The 19,870-nt window shown below is 68.9% G+C and carries 25 protein-coding genes; 13 read left to right on the top strand and 12 right to left on the bottom strand.

What is annotated here, in order from left to right; translation table 11 throughout:
- Position 1: 1 nt before the first annotated feature.
- A complete protein-coding gene (locus OG205_RS25605) occupies positions 2–1,285 on the bottom strand; it encodes a nicotinate phosphoribosyltransferase (RefSeq protein WP_330278223.1) in 1,284 nt (427 codons plus the stop codon).
- A 79-nt stretch (positions 1,286–1,364) separates the two neighbouring features.
- Here OG205_RS25605 and clpS point away from each other — a divergent pair, with 79 nt between their 5' ends.
- Genes clpS through OG205_RS25585 form a run of 4 tightly spaced genes read left to right on the top strand, consistent with a single transcriptional unit; the run spans position 1,365 to position 3,440 of the window.
- Positions 1,365–1,664: an ATP-dependent Clp protease adapter ClpS gene (gene clpS, locus OG205_RS25600; protein ID WP_330270614.1), complete on the top strand. Its 300-nt coding sequence runs from the start codon at positions 1,365–1,367 to the stop codon at positions 1,662–1,664.
- Entirely contained in the window at positions 1,661–2,218 is a 558-nt protein-coding gene (locus OG205_RS25595) for a DUF2017 domain-containing protein (RefSeq protein ID WP_330270613.1), read from the top strand. The genes clpS and OG205_RS25595 overlap by 4 nt, the downstream gene beginning before the upstream one ends.
- Positions 2,215–3,126 (top strand): P1 family peptidase, encoded by a 912-nt coding sequence (locus OG205_RS25590; RefSeq protein ID WP_330270612.1) that lies wholly within the window; start codon positions 2,215–2,217, stop codon positions 3,124–3,126. Before OG205_RS25595 ends, OG205_RS25590 begins: the two co-directional genes overlap by 4 nt.
- 17 nt (positions 3,127–3,143) lie before the next feature.
- The gene (locus tag OG205_RS25585; protein ID WP_330270611.1) at positions 3,144–3,440 is read left to right on the top strand and encodes a hypothetical protein; all 297 of its coding nucleotides are present in this window, start codon (positions 3,144–3,146) and stop codon (positions 3,438–3,440) included.
- Here the strand turns inward: OG205_RS25585 and OG205_RS25580 are convergent.
- Genes OG205_RS25580 through OG205_RS25570 form a run of 3 tightly spaced genes read right to left on the bottom strand, consistent with a single transcriptional unit; the run spans position 3,424 to position 4,677 of the window.
- A complete protein-coding gene (locus OG205_RS25580; protein WP_330270610.1) occupies positions 3,424–3,843 on the bottom strand; it encodes an SRPBCC family protein in 420 nt (139 codons plus the stop codon). The genes OG205_RS25585 and OG205_RS25580 overlap by 17 nt on opposite strands.
- Positions 3,840–4,340 carry an SRPBCC family protein gene (locus OG205_RS25575; protein WP_330270609.1) on the bottom strand — a complete coding sequence of 167 codons (501 nt, stop codon included), beginning with the start codon at positions 4,338–4,340 and terminating at the stop codon, positions 3,840–3,842. Before OG205_RS25575 ends, OG205_RS25580 begins: the two co-directional genes overlap by 4 nt.
- Positions 4,333–4,677 carry an ArsR/SmtB family transcription factor gene (locus OG205_RS25570; protein ID WP_330270608.1) on the bottom strand — a complete coding sequence of 115 codons (345 nt, stop codon included), beginning with the start codon at positions 4,675–4,677 and terminating at the stop codon, positions 4,333–4,335. Before OG205_RS25570 ends, OG205_RS25575 begins: the two co-directional genes overlap by 8 nt.
- Before the next feature lie 110 nt (positions 4,678–4,787).
- Here OG205_RS25570 and OG205_RS25565 point away from each other — a divergent pair, with 110 nt between their 5' ends.
- Genes OG205_RS25565 through OG205_RS25555 form a run of 3 tightly spaced genes read left to right on the top strand, consistent with a single transcriptional unit; the run spans position 4,788 to position 6,461 of the window.
- Positions 4,788–5,198, top strand: a complete 411-nt coding sequence (locus OG205_RS25565) for a Mov34/MPN/PAD-1 family protein (RefSeq protein ID WP_030479226.1) — start codon at positions 4,788–4,790, stop codon at positions 5,196–5,198.
- Positions 5,199–5,229: 31 nt separating this feature from the next.
- Positions 5,230–5,502: a MoaD/ThiS family protein gene (locus tag OG205_RS25560; RefSeq protein WP_330270607.1), complete on the top strand. Its 273-nt coding sequence runs from the start codon at positions 5,230–5,232 to the stop codon at positions 5,500–5,502.
- An 8-nt stretch (positions 5,503–5,510) separates the two neighbouring features.
- Positions 5,511–6,461 carry a PLP-dependent cysteine synthase family protein gene (locus tag OG205_RS25555; RefSeq protein ID WP_093598711.1) on the top strand — a complete coding sequence of 317 codons (951 nt, stop codon included), beginning with the start codon at positions 5,511–5,513 and terminating at the stop codon, positions 6,459–6,461.
- A 159-nt stretch (positions 6,462–6,620) separates the two neighbouring features.
- On the opposite strand, the gene OG205_RS25550 is transcribed toward OG205_RS25555, so the two are convergent.
- Both OG205_RS25550 and OG205_RS25545 read right to left on the bottom strand, forming a co-directional pair.
- Positions 6,621–8,678 (bottom strand): helix-turn-helix transcriptional regulator, encoded by a 2,058-nt coding sequence (locus OG205_RS25550; RefSeq protein ID WP_330270606.1) that lies wholly within the window; start codon positions 8,676–8,678, stop codon positions 6,621–6,623.
- On the bottom strand, positions 8,679–9,539 hold the full coding sequence (locus tag OG205_RS25545) for an SMP-30/gluconolactonase/LRE family protein (RefSeq protein WP_330270605.1): 861 nt from the start codon (positions 9,537–9,539) through the stop codon (positions 8,679–8,681).
- Positions 9,540–9,572: 33 nt separating this feature from the next.
- Here OG205_RS25545 and OG205_RS25540 point away from each other — a divergent pair, with 33 nt between their 5' ends.
- The 4 genes from OG205_RS25540 to OG205_RS25525 are packed head-to-tail and all read left to right on the top strand — an operon-like array spanning position 9,573 to position 12,127.
- The gene (locus OG205_RS25540; protein ID WP_330270604.1) at positions 9,573–10,184 is read left to right on the top strand and encodes a rhomboid family intramembrane serine protease; all 612 of its coding nucleotides are present in this window, start codon (positions 9,573–9,575) and stop codon (positions 10,182–10,184) included.
- Between the two features lie 11 nt (positions 10,185–10,195).
- Complete coding sequence (gene murI / locus OG205_RS25535; RefSeq protein WP_330278222.1) at positions 10,196–10,945, top strand: glutamate racemase; 750 nt, start codon at positions 10,196–10,198, stop codon at positions 10,943–10,945.
- Position 10,946: 1 nt separating this feature from the next.
- Positions 10,947–11,714 (top strand): MBL fold metallo-hydrolase, encoded by a 768-nt coding sequence (locus OG205_RS25530; RefSeq protein WP_330270603.1) that lies wholly within the window; start codon positions 10,947–10,949, stop codon positions 11,712–11,714.
- Positions 11,711–12,127, top strand: a complete 417-nt coding sequence (locus tag OG205_RS25525) for an OsmC family protein (RefSeq protein ID WP_330270602.1) — start codon at positions 11,711–11,713, stop codon at positions 12,125–12,127. The genes OG205_RS25530 and OG205_RS25525 overlap by 4 nt, the downstream gene beginning before the upstream one ends.
- Here the strand turns inward: OG205_RS25525 and OG205_RS25520 are convergent.
- Positions 12,085–12,579 carry a DUF2231 domain-containing protein gene (locus OG205_RS25520; RefSeq protein ID WP_330270601.1) on the bottom strand — a complete coding sequence of 165 codons (495 nt, stop codon included), beginning with the start codon at positions 12,577–12,579 and terminating at the stop codon, positions 12,085–12,087. The genes OG205_RS25525 and OG205_RS25520 overlap by 43 nt on opposite strands.
- Positions 12,580–12,628: 49 nt before the next feature.
- Between OG205_RS25520 and rph the strand changes: the two genes are divergently transcribed.
- Positions 12,629–13,393 carry a ribonuclease PH gene (rph, locus tag OG205_RS25515; protein WP_330270600.1) on the top strand — a complete coding sequence of 255 codons (765 nt, stop codon included), beginning with the start codon at positions 12,629–12,631 and terminating at the stop codon, positions 13,391–13,393.
- A complete protein-coding gene (gene rdgB, locus OG205_RS25510; protein ID WP_330270599.1) occupies positions 13,390–13,989 on the top strand; it encodes an RdgB/HAM1 family non-canonical purine NTP pyrophosphatase in 600 nt (199 codons plus the stop codon). Before rph ends, rdgB begins: the two co-directional genes overlap by 4 nt.
- On the opposite strand, the gene OG205_RS25505 is transcribed toward rdgB, so the two are convergent.
- The 5 genes from OG205_RS25505 to OG205_RS25485 form a co-directional block, all read right to left on the bottom strand.
- On the bottom strand, positions 13,986–16,850 hold the full coding sequence (locus OG205_RS25505) for an NACHT domain-containing protein (protein WP_330270598.1): 2,865 nt from the start codon (positions 16,848–16,850) through the stop codon (positions 13,986–13,988). The two genes, rdgB and OG205_RS25505, sit on opposite strands and share 4 nt — an antisense overlap.
- Before the next feature lie 10 nt (positions 16,851–16,860).
- Positions 16,861–17,199 carry a DMT family transporter gene (locus tag OG205_RS25500; protein ID WP_319978093.1) on the bottom strand — a complete coding sequence of 113 codons (339 nt, stop codon included), beginning with the start codon at positions 17,197–17,199 and terminating at the stop codon, positions 16,861–16,863.
- 282 nt (positions 17,200–17,481) lie between these two features.
- Positions 17,482–17,949 (bottom strand): thioredoxin-dependent thiol peroxidase, encoded by a 468-nt coding sequence (gene bcp, locus OG205_RS25495; protein WP_330270597.1) that lies wholly within the window; start codon positions 17,947–17,949, stop codon positions 17,482–17,484.
- Positions 17,950–17,970: 21 nt separating this feature from the next.
- Positions 17,971–18,498 (bottom strand): hypothetical protein, encoded by a 528-nt coding sequence (locus tag OG205_RS25490; RefSeq protein WP_319978095.1) that lies wholly within the window; start codon positions 18,496–18,498, stop codon positions 17,971–17,973.
- A gap of 338 nt (positions 18,499–18,836) precedes the next feature.
- Entirely contained in the window at positions 18,837–19,865 is a 1,029-nt protein-coding gene (locus OG205_RS25485; RefSeq protein WP_330270596.1) for an LLM class flavin-dependent oxidoreductase, read from the bottom strand.
- Between the last annotated feature and the right edge of the window lie 5 nt (positions 19,866–19,870).

Here is a 19,870-nt window from a genome sequence, read left to right as displayed (position 1 = left end):
GTCAGCCTTCCAGGTAGATCGTCGGGATCGCGGGCTCGCCGCGCGAGAGCTTGAGGCCCTCCCACGGCACGCTCACCAGCGCCGCGCGCAGGCGTTCACGGTTCTGCTCCAGCGTGGGGACCTCGTCGGTGACCTGCCCGCCACGCATCAGCGGAATCTGCACGAGCCTGTCGTACGGGCCGAGCTCGGGTTCGGCCGAGGCCTGGAACACGACCTCCTCCAGCGCCGTTCCGGTGTCCTTGTGACGGCGCAGCGCCTTCTTCCAGCCGCCCCGCGACTGCTTCGACGTGCTGCGCTTCTCGACGTGCCTGCCGTCGACCTCGACGAGCTTGTAGACCATGCCCGCGGTCGGCGCGCCGGACCCGACCACGACCGACGTGCCGACGCCGTACGCGTCCACGGGCTCGGCGCGCAGGGCGGCGATCGCGTACTCGTCGAGGTCGCTGGACACGACGATCCGGGTGTTGCGGGCGCCCAGCGAGTCGAGCTGGTCGCGGGCCTGCCTGGCCATCACGCCCAGGTCGCCCGAGTCGATCCGGATCGCGCCGAGGTCGGGACCGGCCACCGCGACGGCCGTCTTGATGCCCTCGCTGATGTCGTAGGTGTCGACCAGCAGCGTCGTGCCGACACCCAGCGCCTCGACCTGGCTGCGGAAGGCCTCTTCCTCGGAGTCGTGCAGCAACGTGAACGCGTGCGCGCACGTGCCGGCCGTCGGGATGCCGTGGCGACGGCTCGCCTCGAGGTTGGAGGTCGCGTGGAAGCCCGCCAGGTACGCCGCGCGGGCGGACGCCACGGCGGCTTCCTCGTGCGTGCGGCGCGAGCCCATCTCGATCATGTGGCGGCCGTTGGCGGCGGTCACCATGCGAGCGGCGGCGGACGCGATCGCGCTGTCGTGGTTGAGGATCGAGAGCGCGAGCGTCTCCAGCACGACACCCTCGGCGAACGACGCGCGGACCGTCAGCACCGGCGAACCCGGGAAGTACAGCTCGCCCTCGGGGTAGCCGTCGACCTCGCCGGAGAACCGGTAGTTCGCGAGCCATTCCAACGTGGAATCGTCGACCACGGCGTTGCGGCGCAGCTGGTCGATCTCCTCCTCGCCGAAGCGGAAGTCCTTGATCGCGTCGAGCAGCCTGTTCGTCCCCGCGACGACGCCGTAGCGCCGCCCGTCCGGGAGCCTGCGGGCGAAGACCTCGAACACGCACGGACGGTCACCGGTGCCGTCACGCAGCGCGGCCGCGAGCATGGTGAGCTCGTAGTGGTCTGTCAGCAACGCCGTCGAGTTCATGGTCACCAACCCTAAGGTCGCATCCGGTTTACCCGCACGCGGTCTCCGTCACTGCGGCGAACATGACACCATTGGCGGTATGAGCACGCCCGTCGAACAGGAACGGACGCAGCCGGAGGCCGTCGGCGAGGAGATCGCCGCCGAGGACCGACCGTGGCAGACCGTGGTCTGGAACGACCCGGTAAATCTGATGTCCTACGTGACGTACGTGTTCCAGAAGCTGTTCGGGTTCAGCAGGGACCATGCGACCAAGCTGATGCTCGACGTGCACCACAAGGGCAAGGCGATCGTGACATCGGGCACCAAGGACAAGGTGGAGGCCGACGTGGCGAAACTCCACGCGGCAGGGCTCTGGGCGACCATGCAGCGGGCCTCGTGAAGAGGTGGATCCGTGACGGCGACGTCGTCGTCGGCAGGCTGGATCGGCAGGAGGCCGCGGTCGTGCGCGGTCTGGTCAGCCAGATCCAGGACATGCTGCTGGCCCGTGCCGAGGACGCACCCCAGGACGAGCTCGCGGAGCTGACCGGCATCAGGACAGGCCCGTCGGAGGCACCCGACGATCCGATCCTGGGCAGGCTGTTGCCCGACTTCCACCGTCTCGACGACGACGCGCCCGACCCGGACGAGGTCAACTCGGCGGCGGCGCTGCGCTCGTTGCACGAGCCGGAGCTTCTGGACCACAAGACGGCCGCGGCCGAGACCGTGCTGAAGACGTGCTCGCCCGACGGCGGTGAGCTCCGGCTGACCATCGCCGAGGCCGAGGCCTGGATGGCGTCGCTCAACGACGTGCGCCTGGCCCTGGGCACCGCGCTGGACGTCACCGAGGACATGCCGGACGAACTGCCGCCGGAGGACCCGCGCTCGCCGCACCTCGGCGTCTACCACTGGCTGACCTGGGTGCAGGACACGCTCGTCGAAGCGATGCTGCCGTGATTCCCGGCGTCCTCGTCGGCCATCACCACCGCGTCGAACCGGGCTGGGCGACGGGCACGACCGTCGTGCTGGTGCCGGCCGGCGCGGTCGGGGCCGTCGACGGACGCGGTGGGGCGCCCGGCACCCGCGAGACCGACCTGCTGGACCCGTCGAACCTGGTCCAGCAGGTGCACGCGATCTGCCTGTCCGGTGGCTCCGCCTACGGGCTCGCGGCCGCGGACGGCGTCATGCGCTGGCTCTCCGAACGCTCGATCGGCTTCCAGGTGGGCGCCCAGCCGCACCACGTCGTGCCGATCGTGCCGGGAGCGGTGATCTTCGACCTGCCGATGTCGGAGTGGGGCAACCGGCCGGACTCCTCGTTCGGCTACGCGGCCTGCGAGGCGGCCTCGGAGTCCTTTGAGCTCGGTTGCGTCGGCGCGGGTGCCGGTGCGCGGGTCGGATCGCTGAAGGGCGGCGTCGGTGTCGCCTCGGCCACCGTCGGCGCGCATCAGATCGGCGCTCTGGCCGTGGTGAACGCGGCCGGCGAGGTCGTCGACCGCGCGTCCGGCCTGCCGTGGCTGCCCTCGCTCGGCACAGCCGCGGTGGCGTTGCCCGAACGCAAGCCCGACGGCCTGAACACCACGATCGGCGTCGTCGCGGTGGACGCGGACCTGTCCAAAGCGGAGTGTCAGCGGCTCGCGATGGCCGCGCAGGACGGCCTCGCCCGCGCCGTGCGGCCCGCGCACTCGATGTTCGACGGTGACACGGTGTTCGCGCTGGCCACCGGTGCCGTGCCGCTGTCAGAGCCGAGGGTGTTCGCGCTGGACGCGCTGTGTGCCGCGGCCGCCGAGATGTTCGCGGATGCCGTGGTGTCCGGTACGCGTGAGGCCACGTCGTTGAACGGTGTGACGGCTTTCCGCGACCTCTGAGTGGGTACCCGCCGGGCATGGCCGATGTCATCGATCAGGCAGCAGGTGTCGTGTCCGAGCTGGCGCCGCCCGGTGCGGCGCGGGAGATCCCCGGCAGGGAACTGGCGGTGGTCGCGCCCGCCGGGTTGTTCGCCGCGGCGTTCCTGGTGCCACCGGGGCCGGGGAAGGTGCTGATGAAGCTGGGCGTCGCCGTCACGCCGTTCGCGGCGTGGGCGGAACTGACCGCGTGGCGCGGGCTCGACCAGGCGCAACGGCGGCGCGGAGTGGCGTTGCTCGCCCTCTACCTCGTGGTGGTGCTCAGCCGGCGTCGATGAACGCCTTGAAGTTGTCGAGGTTGCGCTCGGACTGCTCGCGCAGCGACTTCTCCAGCAGCTTCCGCCCCAGCTTGAGCAGGCCGGACAGCTCGATCTCGCTGTCGCACACCAGCCTGGTGGTGTGCGCGTCGATCGCCGAGTAGCGGTTGGTGATCGTGTGGACCATCCCGCGCGTCTCGTAGCGGGAGGTGCGTTCGTCGGCGGTCGCGGCCAGCACGGTCTCTTCGAGGGAGAACTTCCGGTAGGTCAGCGTCGCGGTCGAGCCCGCCGCGCCGGGGTTCTCACCGTGCTGGGTGATGCTGACGAGGTCCGGCTGCCAGTGGTGGACGTGCGCAGGGTCGGACGTGAGCACCCGCACTCGTTCGATCGGCTGGTCGAGCACGATCTCCTTGGTGAACCTCATCCGAGCACCTTGACCCATTCTCCGGCGAGCTGTTCCGCCAGTGCGTGGGCCGCGGCGAGGTCCTCCGGCGCGGAGGCGGCGATCCAGTCGAGGGCGCGTCCCTCCGGCAGTTCGCCCGCGAGGTACTTCTCCAGCGCCACCAGCCCCAGTTCCCAGCCGACGCCGGTGCCGGGGACGAACTCGCCGGGCATGGGGCAGTGCGTCAGCGTGAGGACCGTCGAGTCGCCGTCCGCGTCGAGCCGCACCAGCACGTCGGTGTTCATCTCACCGATCTCCCAGGTCAGGACGATCTCACTGGGCCGGTCGCAGCGGACGATCTCGCCGCCCGCGTTGCCCTCGAGCTGGTAGCGGCCGCCGGGCCGCAGCTCACCGCTGATCGGCAGGAACCACCTGACCAGGCGTTCCGGCGTGGTGATGGCGTCCCAGACGTCCTCACGATCGGCCTTGTAGTGCCGCCGGATGACGAGCTTCTCGTCCTCGTAGCCGCGGTCAGTCATCTTCCGCCTCCAGCCTTCGCCCACGTTTGCCTCGTGCCAGCTCGGTCGCGAGCGCGTCGAGGTGCGGTTCCCAGAACCGCCGGAAGTGGTCGAGCCACGCGTCGATCTCCCGCAACGGGTCGGGTGCCACGGCGTACAGCCGCCGCGTCCCGGACGGCCTGACCTCGACGAACCCGTTCGACCGCAACACCTTCAGGTGCTGTGAGACGGCGGACTGGGTGATGCCGAACTCGGCCTGGACCGCTCCGCCGACGTCCCCTGCCGCCCGCTCACCACCGGCGAGCAGTTCCAGGATTCGCCTGCGGACCGGGTCCCCGAGTACGTCGAACGCGTGCACGGCGGTCACTGTAGTAGCCAACGCTAATATAAGCCAGAGCTAAACAATGCAGCTTGACGTGGGTATCTCGCATACCGAGACAACTCCGGCCAGCCCGTAGGATTGAGCGCGTGCTGGTGATTCGCCGTGACCTGGTGGACGCGATGGTGGCCCACGCGCGCCGTGACCATCCCGACGAGGCGTGCGGGGTGATCGCCGGGCCGTACGGGTCCGACAGTCCTGAGCGCTTCATCGAGATGGAGAACGCCGAGCGGTCGCCCACGTTCTACCGGTTCGACGCGGCCGAGCAGCTCAAGGTGTGGCGCGGGATGGACGCGAACGACGAGGTGCCGGTGGTCATCTACCACTCGCACACCGCCACGGAGGCGTACCCGTCCCGCACCGACATCTCGTTCGCGGGCGAGCCGGAGGCGCACTACGTGCTGGTCTCCACGCGTGACCCGATCGAGCACGAGCTGCGGTCGTACCGCATCGTCGACGGTGTCGTGACCGAGGAACCGGTCAAGATCGTCGAATCCTGAGTTGCACCCGTTTCCCGGAGGTAGAACCACCATGGCAGTCACCGTGTCGATCCCGACCATCCTGCGCACCCACACCGGGGGCGAGAAGTCGGTGTCCGCTGCCGGTACGACGCTCGCCGAGATCATCGACGACCTGGAGAACAACCACGGCGGCCTCAAGGCCCGCCTGGTCAAGGAGGGGACGCTGCACCGCTTCGTCAACGTCTACGTCAACGACGAGGACGTGCGCTTCTCCGGTGGCCTCGCGGCCGAGGTGAAGGACGGCGACAACGTCACCATCCTCCCGGCCGTCGCGGGCGGCTGATCTTCCTCATGGCCCGCTACGACTCGCTCCTGGACGCGCTCGGCGGAACACCGCTGGTGGGCCTGCCGCGCCTGTCGCCGTCCGAGAACGTGCGCATCTGGGCGAAGCTCGAGGACCGCAACCCGACCGGCTCGATCAAGGACCGGCCGGCGCTGGCCATGATCGAGGCGGCGGAGCGGGACGGCGTGCTGCGTCCCGGCGCGACGATCCTGGAGCCGACGTCCGGCAACACCGGCATCTCGCTCGCCATGGCCGCGAAGCTCAAGGGCTACGGCCTGGTGTGCGTGATGCCGGAGAACACCTCGACCGAGCGCAAGCAGCTGCTGCAGGCGTACGGCGCGCGCATCGTGTTCTCGCCCGCGGCCGGAGGGTCGAACCAGGCCGTCGCCACGGCGAAGGAGATCGCGAAGCAGAACCCGGACTGGGTGATGCTCTACCAGTACGGCAACCCGGCGAACGCGGAGGCGCACTTCCGCGGCACGGGCCCGGAGATCCTCAAGGACCTGCCGGAGATCACGCACTTCGTCGCCGGGCTCGGCACGACGGGCACGCTCGTCGGCGTCGGGCGGTACCTGCGCGAGGCCAAGCCGGACGTGCAGATCATCGCCGCCGAACCCCGTTACGGCGAGCTGGTCTACGGGCTGCGCAACCTCGACGAGGGCTTCGTGCCGGAGCTGTACGACGAGTCGGTGCTGACCGGGCGGTACTCGGTCGGCTCCTACGACGCGTTGCGCCGCACCCGGCAGCTGCTGGAGACCGAGGGCATCTTCGCCGGCATCTCGACGGGCGCGATCCTGCACGCCGCGCTGGCCGTGGCGCAGAAGGCCGAGGTGGCGGGGAAGGCCGCGGAGATCGTGTTCGTGGTGGCCGACGCGGGGTGGAAGTACCTGTCCACCGGTGCCTACGCCGGAACGCTGGACGAGGCGGCCGCCAAGCTCGACGGCCACCTCTGGGCGTGACGAAACAAACCCCCTAGAGGGCGCCCTTCCAGGCCAGATCTTCACTCATGTGCATCCCCCCAGATGCTCGTGCGGGCCGGTGAACTGCTCTTTTGTAGTTCACCGGCATACGAGCGCACATCCGTACAAGCCGCAGTGTCACCTACGTACGGGCACTCATCACCTGACGTTGATCCGCTGGGCGATCATAACGCGCCGGTGCACGCCCAGAGCAGCGAATATCTGCTGCACCTGGGTCTCGACAGTCCGCTGCGACTTGTGCAGCCGGGCGGCGATCTCGCGGTTGGTGAGGCCCGCCGCGACGAGCTTCGCGACCTCCAGCTGTGCCGGTGTGAGCGGCCCGTCGTGCTCGTCGAACACGTCCGCGTAGACCTCGTCGAACGACTTCAGCGCCGCACCCGCCGCGTGCTCCCGGCCGTACTCCGGGCACCGCGCCCGTGCGACCGCCTGCGCGCGCATCTGCTTGAACGTCTCGTGCGCCGCGATGGAACGCCCGGTCAGTCGTTGGACCGCCTCGGACGCACCGAGTAGTCGTGCCGCACGGCGGGCGTTGCCGGTCGCGGCCGTCGCCCAGGCGAGCGCCTCCACCGCCCAGACCGGTCCCCACTGGTCGCCGCTCGCGCGCTGCCGTTCAAGGGCTTGCCGCAGCAGGTCGCAGGCCCGGCCGGGGGCGCCGGACCGCAGTTCGAGGACGCCCTGCGCCACCAGCACCCCGGCGGCCGCGATCTGGTTGGCCCCGGCGTCGTCCAGCAGGGACGCGAACTCGCTGACGGTCGCGCGGGCCTCGGCGACGTCGGCGAGCATCACCGACGCCATCGCGACGTGCACCGAGCAGACCTCGTAGCGCTCCGGTTCGAACCGGTCGCGTCCCTCGCGCAGGTCGGCGAGCGCGCCGTAGTCGCCCTGCAACAGCCACCGGCGCTCACCGCGCAGGTAGATCACCCCGGCGAACGTCGCGTCGACCTGTTCGGCCGCGGCGAGCAGCTCGGCGGACTCGTCGACGTGCCCCAGTGCCAGCGCGAGTGAACCGGCGTACGCGAGCGCCTCGACGTGGAGGTGGTCGCCCGTGCCGCCCTTGAGCGCCCGGCGCAGCCTGCGGTACTGGTCGGGCCAGCCGGTCGCGAAGAACGCGGCGTGCGTGCGGCCGAGCTGGAACTCGAGCTCCAGCGCGCGGCCGGGTTCGCTCAGGCTCGTCTCCAGGGCGACCTCGACGTTCCCCAGCTCGTCCCGCAGGACGCCGATCAGCGCGGGGTCGGCGATCCAGCCGATCGAGACTCGGCGGACGAGCTCGGCGAAGTGCTCCAGGTGCGGCTTCAGGACGGCGTCGCGGTCGGCCCCCAGGCGTTCGGCGCCATACTGCCGCAACGGTTCCAGCAGGTGGTAGCGGTCCCGCTCGAACGTCACGATCGACTTGGCGACGAGCCCCGCCAGGTCGTCGAGCACGTTCTCGTTGTCGCTGACGGCCTCCGCGGCGGCGAGGTCCCAGCCGCCCGCGAACACCGAGATCTGCGCCCAGAGCTGTTGCTCGGACGGCGTGCACAGGTCGTGGCTCCAGTCGATGACCGCCCGCAGGGTCCGGTGGTGGGGCAGCGCCACCCGGTCGTTGCGGGTGAGCAGCCGTATCTGGTCGTCCAGACGCTTCACGACCTCGGGCAGTGGCATCGCGCGCAGCCGCACGGCCGCGAGCTCGACGGCCAGCGGCAGCCCGGCGACCCTGTGCAGCAGCCGCACGACGTCCGGCCAGTTCGCCGCGGTGAGCTGCCAGTCCGGCGCGCGGTCGGCGAGCAGCGCGACCGACTCGCAGGCCGTGCTCATCGGACCGTCCGACGGCGGCACGTCGAGTGGTGGCACGACGAGGACGCGTTCGCCGGGCACCCCCAGCCTCTCCCTGCTGGTGGCGACGATCTTCAAGCTCGGCGCGCCGTCGAGCAGGCGCACGACCAGATCCGCTACGGCGTCCCTGAGGTGTTCGCAGTTGTCGAGCACCAGCACCGTTTCCCGCCCGGTGCGGTCGCGCAGCACCTCGGCGACCCGGAGCTCCAGCAGGTCCGGCTGGCCGATCGTGGCCAGCTCCACGAACACGGTCCCGGCGATCTCGGCCGCGAGCCGCGTCTTGCCCGCGCCTCCGGTGCCGGTCAGCGTCACGAGCCGGTGCTCGGTGATCAGCTCGTTCAGGTCGGTGAGCAGCTTCGTGCGGCCGATGAAACGGGAGAGCATCTACCCGTTGAACGCGACGCTCGGCACGCCCTGGCCGACACCGGGAAGGACGAGTACGGAGCCGTTGAGCTGGCGGTCCATCAGTGCCTGGTCGGAGAGGCCCGAGCGGGCGGACGTGACGTAGAGGTCGGTGAAGTCGGGGCCTCCGAAGCAGCACGCCGTCGGGTTGTCGACCGGCAGTTCGATCTCGCGGTCCAGCTCACCCCGAGGCGTGTAGCGGCGCACGGCGCGGCCACCCCACAGCGCGACCCACACGCACCCGTCGGCGTCCACGGTGAGCCCGTCCGGCCAGCCGTCGGTGTTGCCGACGTGGGTGAGCGGGCGGCGGTTCGCGACGGTGCCGGTGGCGTTGTCGAAGTCGAGGACGTCGATGCGGCGGGTCGGCGTGTCGATGTAGTACATGAGCTTCGCGTCCGGGCTCCAGCCGACGCCGTTGCTCGTGTTCACCTTGTCCACCATGACCTTCGCGCCGCCGTCGCCGGTGATCCTGGCGAGCCAGCCCTCGTCGGCGGCCTGGTCGTAGCGCATCGTGCCCGCCCACAGCCGGCCCGACGGGTCGATGCCCGCGTCGTTGCCGCGCACGCCCTCGCGCGCCCAGTAGACGAGCCAGCTCTTGGCGCCGTCGCGGTCGATCAGCGCGATGCCGTCCCGCAGGTTGCAGACGATCCCGCCCTGCGCGCGCGGCTTGGCGGCACCCACGTGCTGCGGCACCGGGAGCACCGCGTCGTCGTCCCGCGCGGGTGCGTACCGGTGCACCTCGGAGGCGAGGATGTCCACCCACAGCAACGTGGAACTGCTGTGGTCCCACGTCGGGCCCTCGCCGAGCTGGGCGGACGCGCGTACGGCTACTTCGATCGACACCCAACCACCCTAATCGGCACGTACCCTGGACGAGTGGACCGCACCGCGCTCGCGAAACGGGTAATACCGCCGCATCCAGTGCTGTCGTTGTTCGTCGTGGCGGGATTCGTCGGGTTCCTGTACCTGGTCGAGGCCTTCGACGTGGCGACCGGCGGCTCGCTGGAGGACGACGGCGTGCGGCCGCGCGACTTCAGCCAGTGGGACAACCTGCTGTGGATGCCGTTGATCCACGGCGACTGGAGTCACCTCACCGGCAACGCCGTTCCGTTGCTGCTGCTCGGGTTCCTCGCGACCTCGGGCGGCCTCAAGCAGTTCTTCCAGGTCACCGCGATCATCTGGCTGGCCTCGACGCTCGGCGTGTGGGTGTTCGGCAGCCCCGGCAGCCACATCGGCGCGTCCGGACTGGTGTTCGGGTTCCTGGCGTTCCTGCTCGTGCGCGGGATCTTCGCGCGCTCGTGGCTGCAGCTGGTGATCGCGGTCGGCGTGTTCGCGCTGTACGGCGCCGCGCTGTGGGGCGTGCTGCCGGGCCAGCCGGGAGTGTCCTGGGAAGGCCACCTGTTCGGCGCAATCGGCGGCGTTTTGGCTGCGTGGGGTGTTTCCCGCGACAACCGCCGCACCAGCGCACCGGCTACATTCACGGCGTGACGATCGGGATCATGGACTCGGGCGTCGGCGGCCTGACGGTCGCCCGCGCGATCATGGATCAGCTGCCGGGCGAGTCGATCCACTACATCGGCGACACGGCGCATGGTCCCTATGGGCCGCTACCGATCGCACAGGCGCGCAAGCACGCGTTGGAGATCTGCGACCGGCTCGTGGACGAAGGCGCGAAGATGCTGGTGATCGCGTGCAACACCGCGTCCGCCGCCTGCTTCCGCGACGCCCGTGAGCGCTACGACGTGCCGGTGGTCGAGGTGATCCTCCCCGCCGTGCGCCGCGCTGTCCGGACGACCCACAGCGGTCGTGTCGGCGTGATCGCGACGGTCGGCACGATCAACTCGCACGCCTATCAGGACGCGTTCCAGGCGGCGCGCGACGTCACCGTGACGGCGGCGGCGTGCCCGCGGTTCGTCGACTTCGTGGAGCGCGGCGTCACCTCGGGACGGCAGGTCCTCGGGCTGGCGCAGGCCTACCTGGAACCGTTGCAGCGCGCCGAGGTCGACACGGTCGTGCTCGGCTGCACGCACTACCCGTTGCTGACCGGCGTGATCCAGATCGTCATGGGCGAGCACGTGACGCTGGTGTCGAGTGCCGAGGAGACGGTGAAGGACGTCGTGCGGCTGCTGACCGAACGCGACGAGTTCGCCTCTGAGCCTGCTCTGCACCGGGTGACGTGCACCGGTCCGCCGGAGCGGTTCGCGAAGCTCGCCGCCCGGTTCCTGCCGACCTTCGAACAGTGGGGCTGATGTGCTGCTGACCGTGCTCGGCTGCTCCGGCAGCATCCCCGGACCCGGCGCGGCGGCATCGGGTTATCTGCTGGAGGCCGACGGGTTCACGCTGGCGCTGGAGTTCGGCAACGGCGTGCTGTCGCGGTTCCAGGAGGAGCGGCCGCTGTTCTCGATGGACGCGCTGGTGCTCTCGCACCTGCATCCCGACCACTGCGTCGACGTGTCTTCTCTTTACGTGGCACGGAAGTACCACCCAGAGCCGCCTGGTTCGGCTCTACCGGTCTACGCACCCGCCGAGGCGCACTCGCGGTTCATCGCGGCCTACGCGCCGAACGAGGCCGAGCGGTCGTCGCTGGACTTCAGCGACGTGTTCTCGTTCCACGGCCTGGGCTCTTCGATCCAAATCGGACCGTTCACCGTGGACTCCGCTGTCGTGGCGCATCCTTGCGAGGCCTACGGGTTCCGGATCTCCTGCGGCGGGGTCACGCTGGCCTACACCGGGGACAGCGGGCCGTGTCCCGCGCTGGACTCGCTGGCCTCCGGCGCCGACGTGCTGCTGAGCGAGGCGAGCTGGACGCACTCCCCGGACCGGCAGGCCGGCCTGCACCTGTCCGGGCGCGAGGCGGGGGAGCTGGCCGCGCGAGCGGGCGCCGGGCGGTTGCTGATCACGCACGTGCCGCCGTGGACGTCGCGTGAGGACGTGCTGCGGGAGGCGCGGTCCGCTTTCGGCGGGCCGAGTGAGCTGGTCGTGCAGGGCGGCCGGTACGAGGTGGGGGAGCGGACATGATCAACCTGGAGCGCGTCGGCGAGCACGAGTTCGTCGCTTCCAACGGGCGCGGCGCGTCGGTGCGGATCGGCCGCAAGGGCCAGGAGGGCTCGTTCAGCCCGGTGGAACTGCTGGTCGCGGCCGCCGCGGGCTGCGCGATGGTGACGTCGGAGACGTTGATCCTGCGGCGGACAGGCGGCGATCAGCTGACAGCGGAGGCGGACGCGGTCCAGTCCGAGAGCGGCAACGAGGTGATCTCCATCCCGGTGACGCTCTCGTACGACCTGTCCGCAGTGGACGACCCGGAGGCGCTCGAGACCGTCGTCCGGCGCGCCGTGGAGCAGTTCTGCACGGTCACGCGGACGTTGAAGCAGTCGGCGACGTCGCCGCTTCAGCTCCCGGTGCCCCTCCAGACCGCGCCCGACCCGCTGTGACCGGTGCGCACGGTCTGCACCGTCGTCCCGACCGCGAGCAGCACGACCAGCACGGACACCACGACTGAGATCACCCGCCACGTCTTCGTGGTAGGTGCCTCCGCCTGGCGTTCGCGGTCCGCGAGCCGGCCAGCGACCAGCAGCGCGATCACCGCGACACCGAACCCGAGCGCGATGGGCAACAGCATGGTGCCGAGGTCCGCGTGCGTCTGGATGGCGGGGTTCTGCACGCCGTTCTTCGCGAGCGCGGCCTGCAGGTCCTCGCCGGCCTGCTTGGCCACCGGAACCGCCGCCACACCGGCCAGCGTGACCCCGAGAACAGGCCACGCGTACCTGCGCCGCCAGGCCGGGACCAGCGCGATCGCGACCGCACTGAGCGCCGCGAGAGGCAACAGCACGACCACCGCGTGCACCAGCAACGGGTGAAGCGGAATACCGTCGATCGTCAGCATGTCTCTCCCTACGCCATGGCGCTCCGCAGGGTTCATTAGGGTAGGCGCCGTGGTGCGAAGCGACGGCCGAAACGACGACGTGTTGCGTGACATCCGGATCACGCGTGGATATCAGACCTGGCCCGCGGGCTCGGTCCTGATCGAGTTCGGGAACACCCGCGTGCTGTGCGCCGCGAGTGTCACCGAAGGCGTCCCCCGATGGCGCCAGGGCTCCGGCCTCGGCTGGGTGACCGCCGAGTACGCGATGCTCCCCTCGGCCACGCACAGCCGCAGCGACCGCGAGTCCGTGAAGGGCCGCATCGGCGGCCGCACGCACGAGATCTCGCGCCTGATCGGCCGTTCTCTGCGGGCCTGCATCGACCTCGCCGCCCTGGGCGAGAACACCATCGTCATCGACTGCGACGTCATCCAGGCCGACGGCGGCACCCGTACCGCCGCGATCACCGGCGCCTACGTGGCACTGGCCGACGCGGTCACGTACCTGGGCGCAGCCGGCCGCCTGGCCGACCCGTCACCTCTGTCGTGCGCGGTCTCCGCCATCTCGGTAGGCGTGGTCGACGGCCGCGTCCGCCTGGACCTGCCGTACGAGGAGGACTCACGCGCGGAGGTCGACATGAACGTCGTCGCCACCGACGCGGGCACGTTGATCGAGGTCCAGGGCACCGGCGAGGGCGCGACGTTCGCCCGCTCCACTTTGGACCGCATGCTCGACATCGCCCTCCAGGGCTGCGCCGAGCTCAACCGCCTGCAGGCCGCGGCCCTGGCTCAGCCTTACCCCGGCGTGCTGCCGGAGCCCAAGGCGAGCAAGCGATGAAGCTCCTGCTGGCTTCCCGCAACGCGAAGAAGCTCCGCGAGCTGCAGCGCATCGTGGTGTCGGAGGACCTGTCCGGCATCGAGGTGCTGTCGCTCGCTGACGTGCCCGAGTTCCCGGAGGCTCCGGAGACCGCGCCGGACTTCGAGGGCAACGCGCTGGCCAAGGCTCGCGACGCGGCTTTGGCCACTGGGCTGGTTTCTGTGGCGGACGACTCCGGGCTTGCTGTTGATGAGCTGAACGGCATGCCTGGCGTGTTGTCTGCCCGCTGGTCTGGGCGTCATGGGGATGACGACGCGAACCTGGACCTGCTTCTCGGGCAGCTCGGCGACGTGCCGGACGAGCGCCGTGGTGCGGCGTTCGTGTCGGTGGTGGCTCTGGTTGTGCCGGGTGGCGAAGAAGTTGTCGTTCGTGGGGAGTGGCGTGGCACGTTGCTGCGGGCTCGTCGTGGCACCAACGGGTTCGGCTACGACCCGATCTTCGTGCCCGAGGGCTACGAGATCACGTCGGCCGAGATGACGGCGGAGGAGAAGGACGCGGAGTCCCACCGGGGCCGCGCCCTCAAGCTCCTGGTCCCATACCTGCGCAAACTGGTCTAGCTGGTCCATTCGACCTTGACGTCGGGGCCGAGATCCTCGACCCCGACGTAGGTGCACCATCTGTACAACAGCAGCTTCAGGGATCGATCGCGGAGCGGCCGGACATCGATCGGTTCCTTGCCCGTGAGCGACAGACGATCTAAGGGTGGCAGCGCGGAGAGGATCTGAGGATCGCCCCAGCCACGGCAGTACAGGGCTTTTAGATCGGGCAGTTCATTGAGCACGCTTAGGTCGCAACCAGGAGCTAAATCACTGAGATGCAGGTATCGCACCGATCTACCACCCAGGAAGTCGAGACTTTGCCACGGCTCGTTCTGGTACAGGCATAGTGACGAGACATCCGGCATGCGTTCGATGTTCGTATAGCGACGAGCGCCCGTCAGAAAGATCGAGTCCGGGGTCTTCTGCGCAAAGGGGCTGAGATCAATGTCTCCTCGCAACCACGTGACGAAGACGTTCAGCGGGGGCAGGTCCTCGATAAGGCTCAGGCTCGGCAACGGCTCGTTCGGTGGTAGCCAGACGTCCACACACGTCAGGTGCCGAAGACGGGCCAAGTGGGGGAACAGTCTGATTGACTCGATCTTGGCGAGCCCGCTGTTCAAGGGTGCATCCGCCAGAACTTCGTCTGCGTACTGCTGAACGTCGAAGCTCAGCCATGCGGCGATCAGTGCTTCTTGGACGCTTGACCGCGAATGACCTGCGTATTCGGTGAGTTTGCTGATGGCTTCGGGAGACCCGACCAGCGCAGCGCTGCGCACCGTCGCGGCGGCTGCGGCATCGGAGAGTTCGTCGAGCGAGCTTGGCAAGTACCGGAGCACGCGGTGGCCGATTGCGGCCAGCGACGCGGTCTCCTTCATGCTGCGCGGCGGTACGAGCTTGTCCCTGATTATGGTGTCGATCCGGTCGCACACTTCGGCGTCGACATCCCTGACGGTTTCCAGGCAGGCGGCAGCGAGAATTCGTAGGCGGCGGGCTTTGCGCGAGTCGCGGTCAGCGCGGTCGAGCACCTCGGTCAGCAGTTCGTTCACCTGGGATCGCTGACCGTGTCCGCAGGCCAGCACGATTGTCTGAGTCCAGGAGTCCTGGTGTGCGTGTGCGACAAGGGTTTCGACCTGGCCGTCCTGCATTGCCTCCTCGCCTGCCAGATACTCCTGAAAAGTCCTGTGCACGAAGTCGACGCGGCCGGGGACGGGTTCGCGGATGACGCCGCTGCGTTCCAGCAGGTGCGCGAGGACGGCTTCCGGTTCTTCGTCGACATTGGGCATCGAGCGGATCTTGCGGGTCACGTGCTCGCGCACCTTCGCAGTCGCCAGCTGCGACAGTCCGCCCAACTGCAGGCGCCAAGCCAAATCCCTCAACAACACCGTCTTGTCCGACGTGGTCAGGATTCTGGCGATGCCGCGCTCCGCGTCACGGAGGTCCAGCAGCATCGTGAGGGCCGCGGAGTACAGCTCCATGCGGCTCTGTGGCAGTTCCGAGACCCTGCCGAGGTTCAGTGCGCACAACATCGCACACAGCAGAGGCGAGGAAGCCAAGCCCTGTAGGTGTTCCCGGCTTTCAAGTTGGGCGAGGAGTCGTCTTTGGGTTTCTTCGGATGCTCCAGCGGCCTCGTGCCAGCGTTTCAAGAACGCCTTCACGTCGCTGGGACTCATCTGCTCCAGCTCGACGGCGGAGAAGCCCAGTTCTGCCAACCACTTCTCGTCCGTGGCTGCCGGGCGCGCCGTCACCACGACCTGGGACCTGGGAAAGGCCTGCACGAGCTCGCGGAGCCACTCGCGGACCTTCTGGCGCTTCTGCGGTGGTACCTCGTCGACGCCGTCCACGAGCAGAAGTCCTTTGCCCGCACGTAGAACGCGGTGGACCCAGCCTGGAGGCATTACCCCGGTGAGCCAGCCGGTGACGAACTCCTCCGGCTTGGTCGGCAGTGGATCGTCGGCGTAGGCGCGCAGACGGATCGGAAAGGGCACCATCCCGTTCCACGACTCCAGGTTGCTGGTGAAGCCGCCGCGTACCGCCGTGATGGCGAGCCAGTCCAGCAGCGTCGTCTTGCCGGAGCCCGCTTCTCCGCGCACGTAGGTGCGTGCGGCCAGCGCCGACTCGACCCGGATGCCGGAGTGCGCGTGATGGTCTGTCTCGCTGAACCAGTTGCCGCGCTGTCGTTTCTCACCTGTCACGGTGAGGCTCAGGTAGGCAACGCTCAGCGTGAGCTGCGGGCGGTCCTTCAGAGTCAGGCCGAGGAGTTCCAGACGATCCAGGTGGTTCTCGATGAAGCGCATGTACTCGTCGCGGAACTCGTCGTCGTTGTCCGTGCCCCGTGGGGCGTAGAGCGAAGTACGGGGGAGTCGAGCCAGGACATCGTCGAGTTGTGCAGCTTGGGCGGTGGCGCGGGAGAGGACCTCGGCGAGGGCACGGGGCTGAAATGACGGAAGATTTCTGATGATCTGCACGAGGTAGCGGCATGACTGGTCCAGCGCGACCTCGTGGCAGCGGCCCAGGTCCTGGCGTGGCAGGGACCGGCGGATGCGTTGGGCCAGGACTTCTGGGTCGGTGTCGTCGGCCAGGAGGGCCGCGTCGGACAGGTCGATGGACGACATCGCCTCCTCCACTGCGGTGAGGGAGGAGGCGATGTCGTCGTCGGCGAAGCGTTCAAGAGCTGATTCCAGCTGTTCGGTCACCTGGTGGCCGATGTGCTGGATCAGGGTGTCCAGCTTGGCTCGTTGGGTGGGCCTGGAGAGTTCTGCGGCCGCTAGCTCGGTCAGCGATGATGTGCGCTCGTCGGTGTGGCTCGCCAGCCACTCGGTGGCTGCTCGGAGCGCTACTGACTGGCCGAGTTTGGAGACAGCTTGGATTTCTAAGCCCACCCAAACGAGATTAGACGGCCGCCTGGGCGTGGGAGGCCACCGACACGACGCAGACACCGGCGGCGATCAGGGCCATGCCGGCGAGCATGGCCAGGTTCAAAGGGTCGGCGAACAGGACTCGGCTGGTGATGGCCACCAGGGCTATGCCCGCGCCTGCCCAGATGGCGTAGGTGATGGCGACGGGCACGCCCATTCTGATCACTAGTGATTCGAGGTAGAGGGCCGTTAGGAAGCCGGTTGCGAGGCCGGCTGTCGGCCAGGGTTTGGTGAAGCCGTCCGAGTATTTGAGGCAGAGGGTCGCGAAGACTTCCGCGCCTACGGCGAGGGCTAGCAGGATCCACTTGAGCATTGAATTTTCCCAGCACGAAATGCACGCAGCGCTAGGCGTGCGTGTTGAAGGAACGGGTGACAGGCAGGCGAAAGGCCTGGTCAGCCGCCGCGCGTGGGGAAGTGGACTCGCAAGATGAAATCAGACGGGATGTCGGGGCCGCTAGGTGCCGTCAAACGACACACGGTGTATCACCCTCACCGGAACAGGGGCGGCATTGTTGCGCACCCTCTGGTCCAATGTACCTGAAAAAAGGGCCGCCGTCGCAACCAAAGCGACGGCGGCCTCATGTGCGGTGAAAGGTCAGGCGGGGAGTTCGCGCAGGAGTTTGGCCACGTGGCCGGTGGCGCGGACGTTGTACATGGCCTTGACGATCTTGCCGTCCGGGCCGACGAGGAACGTCGAGCGGATCACGCCCTGGACGGTGCGGCCGTAGTTCTGCTTTTCGCCGAAGGCGCCCCACTCGGTGAGGACCTTTTTGTCGGTGTCGCCGAGGAGCGGGAAGGTCAGGCCTTCGGCGTCGCGGAACTTCGCGAGCTTCTCCTGCTTGTCCGGCGAGATGCCGACGACCTCGTAGCCGGAGTCGGCGAGGACTCCCAGGTTGTCGCGGAAGTCGCAGGCCTGCTTGGTGCAGCCCGGCGTGCTCGCGGCCGGGTAGAAGTACACGACCACGGACTTGCCGAGGTAGTCGGACAGGGACACCGGCTTGCCCTCGCTGTCGGGCAGCGTGAACGCGGGCGCCGTGTCACCAGGTTCGAGACGACTGGTCATGCCCTGAGCCTATTCGGGGGACTACGCCTGGCCCTCGAAGACGGTGGGCGCGTCCTGGCCCTGTCCGCCCGGCTGGATCGTCAGTTCCATCCGCACGGCCGACTCCGGTACCGCGAACGCCAGTTGGAGCTGGGTGTCACGGCCTGGTGGGAGTTCGGCGACGGCGGCGGCTAGGCCGTTGAGGCCCTGCACGGAGTCGACCAGCTCTGCGGCCGGCTGGCCGTCCGCGAGTGCGCGTACGGCGAGCTGGGAGGAGCGGTAGGGCGACTTGGAGCCGTTGTAGACGGTGATCGTGAAGACCGCCGTGCGCTTGGCCGGGGGGATCGCCGTCGCGGACGGCGCGAGGGAGCGGGGAGCGGACACCACGACGGACAGGCCGGAGGCCCACACGCGTTGGGTGCCGAAAGCTGCGGCACCGGACGCGCTGGGCGTCTCGGCTCGCTGCTCGACTGTCAGGTTCTCGTTGGGAGTGACGGCGACACTGGGGCCCGCACATCCCGCCACGGCCAGCAACAGGCACAGGCCCGCGGCCGATTTGGCGAACTTCACGAACTCCCCTTTCCCACCCCGGCGGTGGGTGTGAGCGACTCACGTCAACTGTGACGGTGCTGAAGGGGCTGTGCGAACGAAAGAGGCCTGAAGAAGCGGACCTGGTGCCGGGCCGTGGCCGACTCGTAATGGGCGGCGTGGGCGGCGCCACACAGTGCGCCGGCCCCACGCCGTCCGTTGCGACCGAGGCCGCAGGTGATGCTAGGGAGCGCGTCGGGGGGCGTGCGCGCTCATACCGATCATCGCCCACTGTGTGCCGCGCGCTACAAGCGGAGCCGTTTATCACCCGTTCAGAGCAGTGTCAGTCGTACGAAACGTGAAGGTCACGCCTGACCGACTCACGTATGTGCGGCTGAACGGCCCATCGATGGCGTCCGTTCGGCCACCTCGCCGAGGAGTTCGAACGAACGAAGGCGGTCTTCGTGACCGTGCACGATCGTCGTCACCATGAGCTCGTCGGCCGCTGTCGACTCCATCAACTCGTCGAGCCCCGAACGGACCGTTGAGGGGGATCCGATGATCTGGCTGGACATGCGGTCCTCGATCACCAGCTCGTCGATCTCGGTGTACGGGTAGTCCGCCGCCTCCTGCGGAGTGGCCAGCGGCGCCGGGCTGCCCTGGCGCAGCCGCACGAACGAGAGCGCTCCCGGGCCCGCGATGTACCGGGCGTGCTCGTCGGTGTCGGCGACGATCACCGAGGCGCACACCATCGCGTAGGGCTCCTGCAGGACCTCGGACGGCCGGAAGTGCCGCCGGTACAGCTCCAGCGCCGGCAGCGTGTTCTGGGCGCTGAAGTGGTGGGCGAACGCGAACGGCAGGCCCAGCAGGCCCGCGGCCTGCGCGCTGTAACCCGACGAGCCGAGCAGCCAGATCGGCGGCTTGTTGCCCGCGGCGGGCACGGCGTTGAGGTCCGCGGTGCCCTCGAAGTACTTGATCAGCTCGGTCAGCTCCTGCGGGAAGTTCTCCGCGGAGAGACCGGCCTCGGTGCGCCGCAGCGCCCGCGCCGTCTTCTGGTCGGTGCCGGGCGCGCGGCCGATGCCGAGGTCGATGCGGCCGGGGTGCAGCGCTTCGAGCATGCCGAACTGCTCGGCCACCACGAGCGGCGCGTGGTTGGGCAGCATGACGCCGCCGGAGCCCACGCGGATCGTCGACGTGGCGTCCGCGATGTGCCCGATCAGCACGGCCGGCGCGGACGACGCGATGCCGGGCATGTTGTGGTGCTCGGCGAACCAGTAGCGGTGGTAGCCGAGACGTTCGGCCTGCTGAGCGAGTTCCCGTGAGTTCCGCAGCGCGGTCGTCGCGTCCGACCCCGACGTGATGGGCGCGAGGTCGAGTACGGACAGCGGGATCTCACTCAGACGGCTCATGCATC

The organism is Lentzea sp. NBC_00516 (assembly GCF_036346835.1).
In the GTDB taxonomy this organism is placed as follows: domain Bacteria; phylum Actinomycetota; class Actinomycetes; order Mycobacteriales; family Pseudonocardiaceae; genus Lentzea; species Lentzea sokolovensis.
This window is presented reverse-complemented; position numbering and strand designations above follow the sequence as displayed.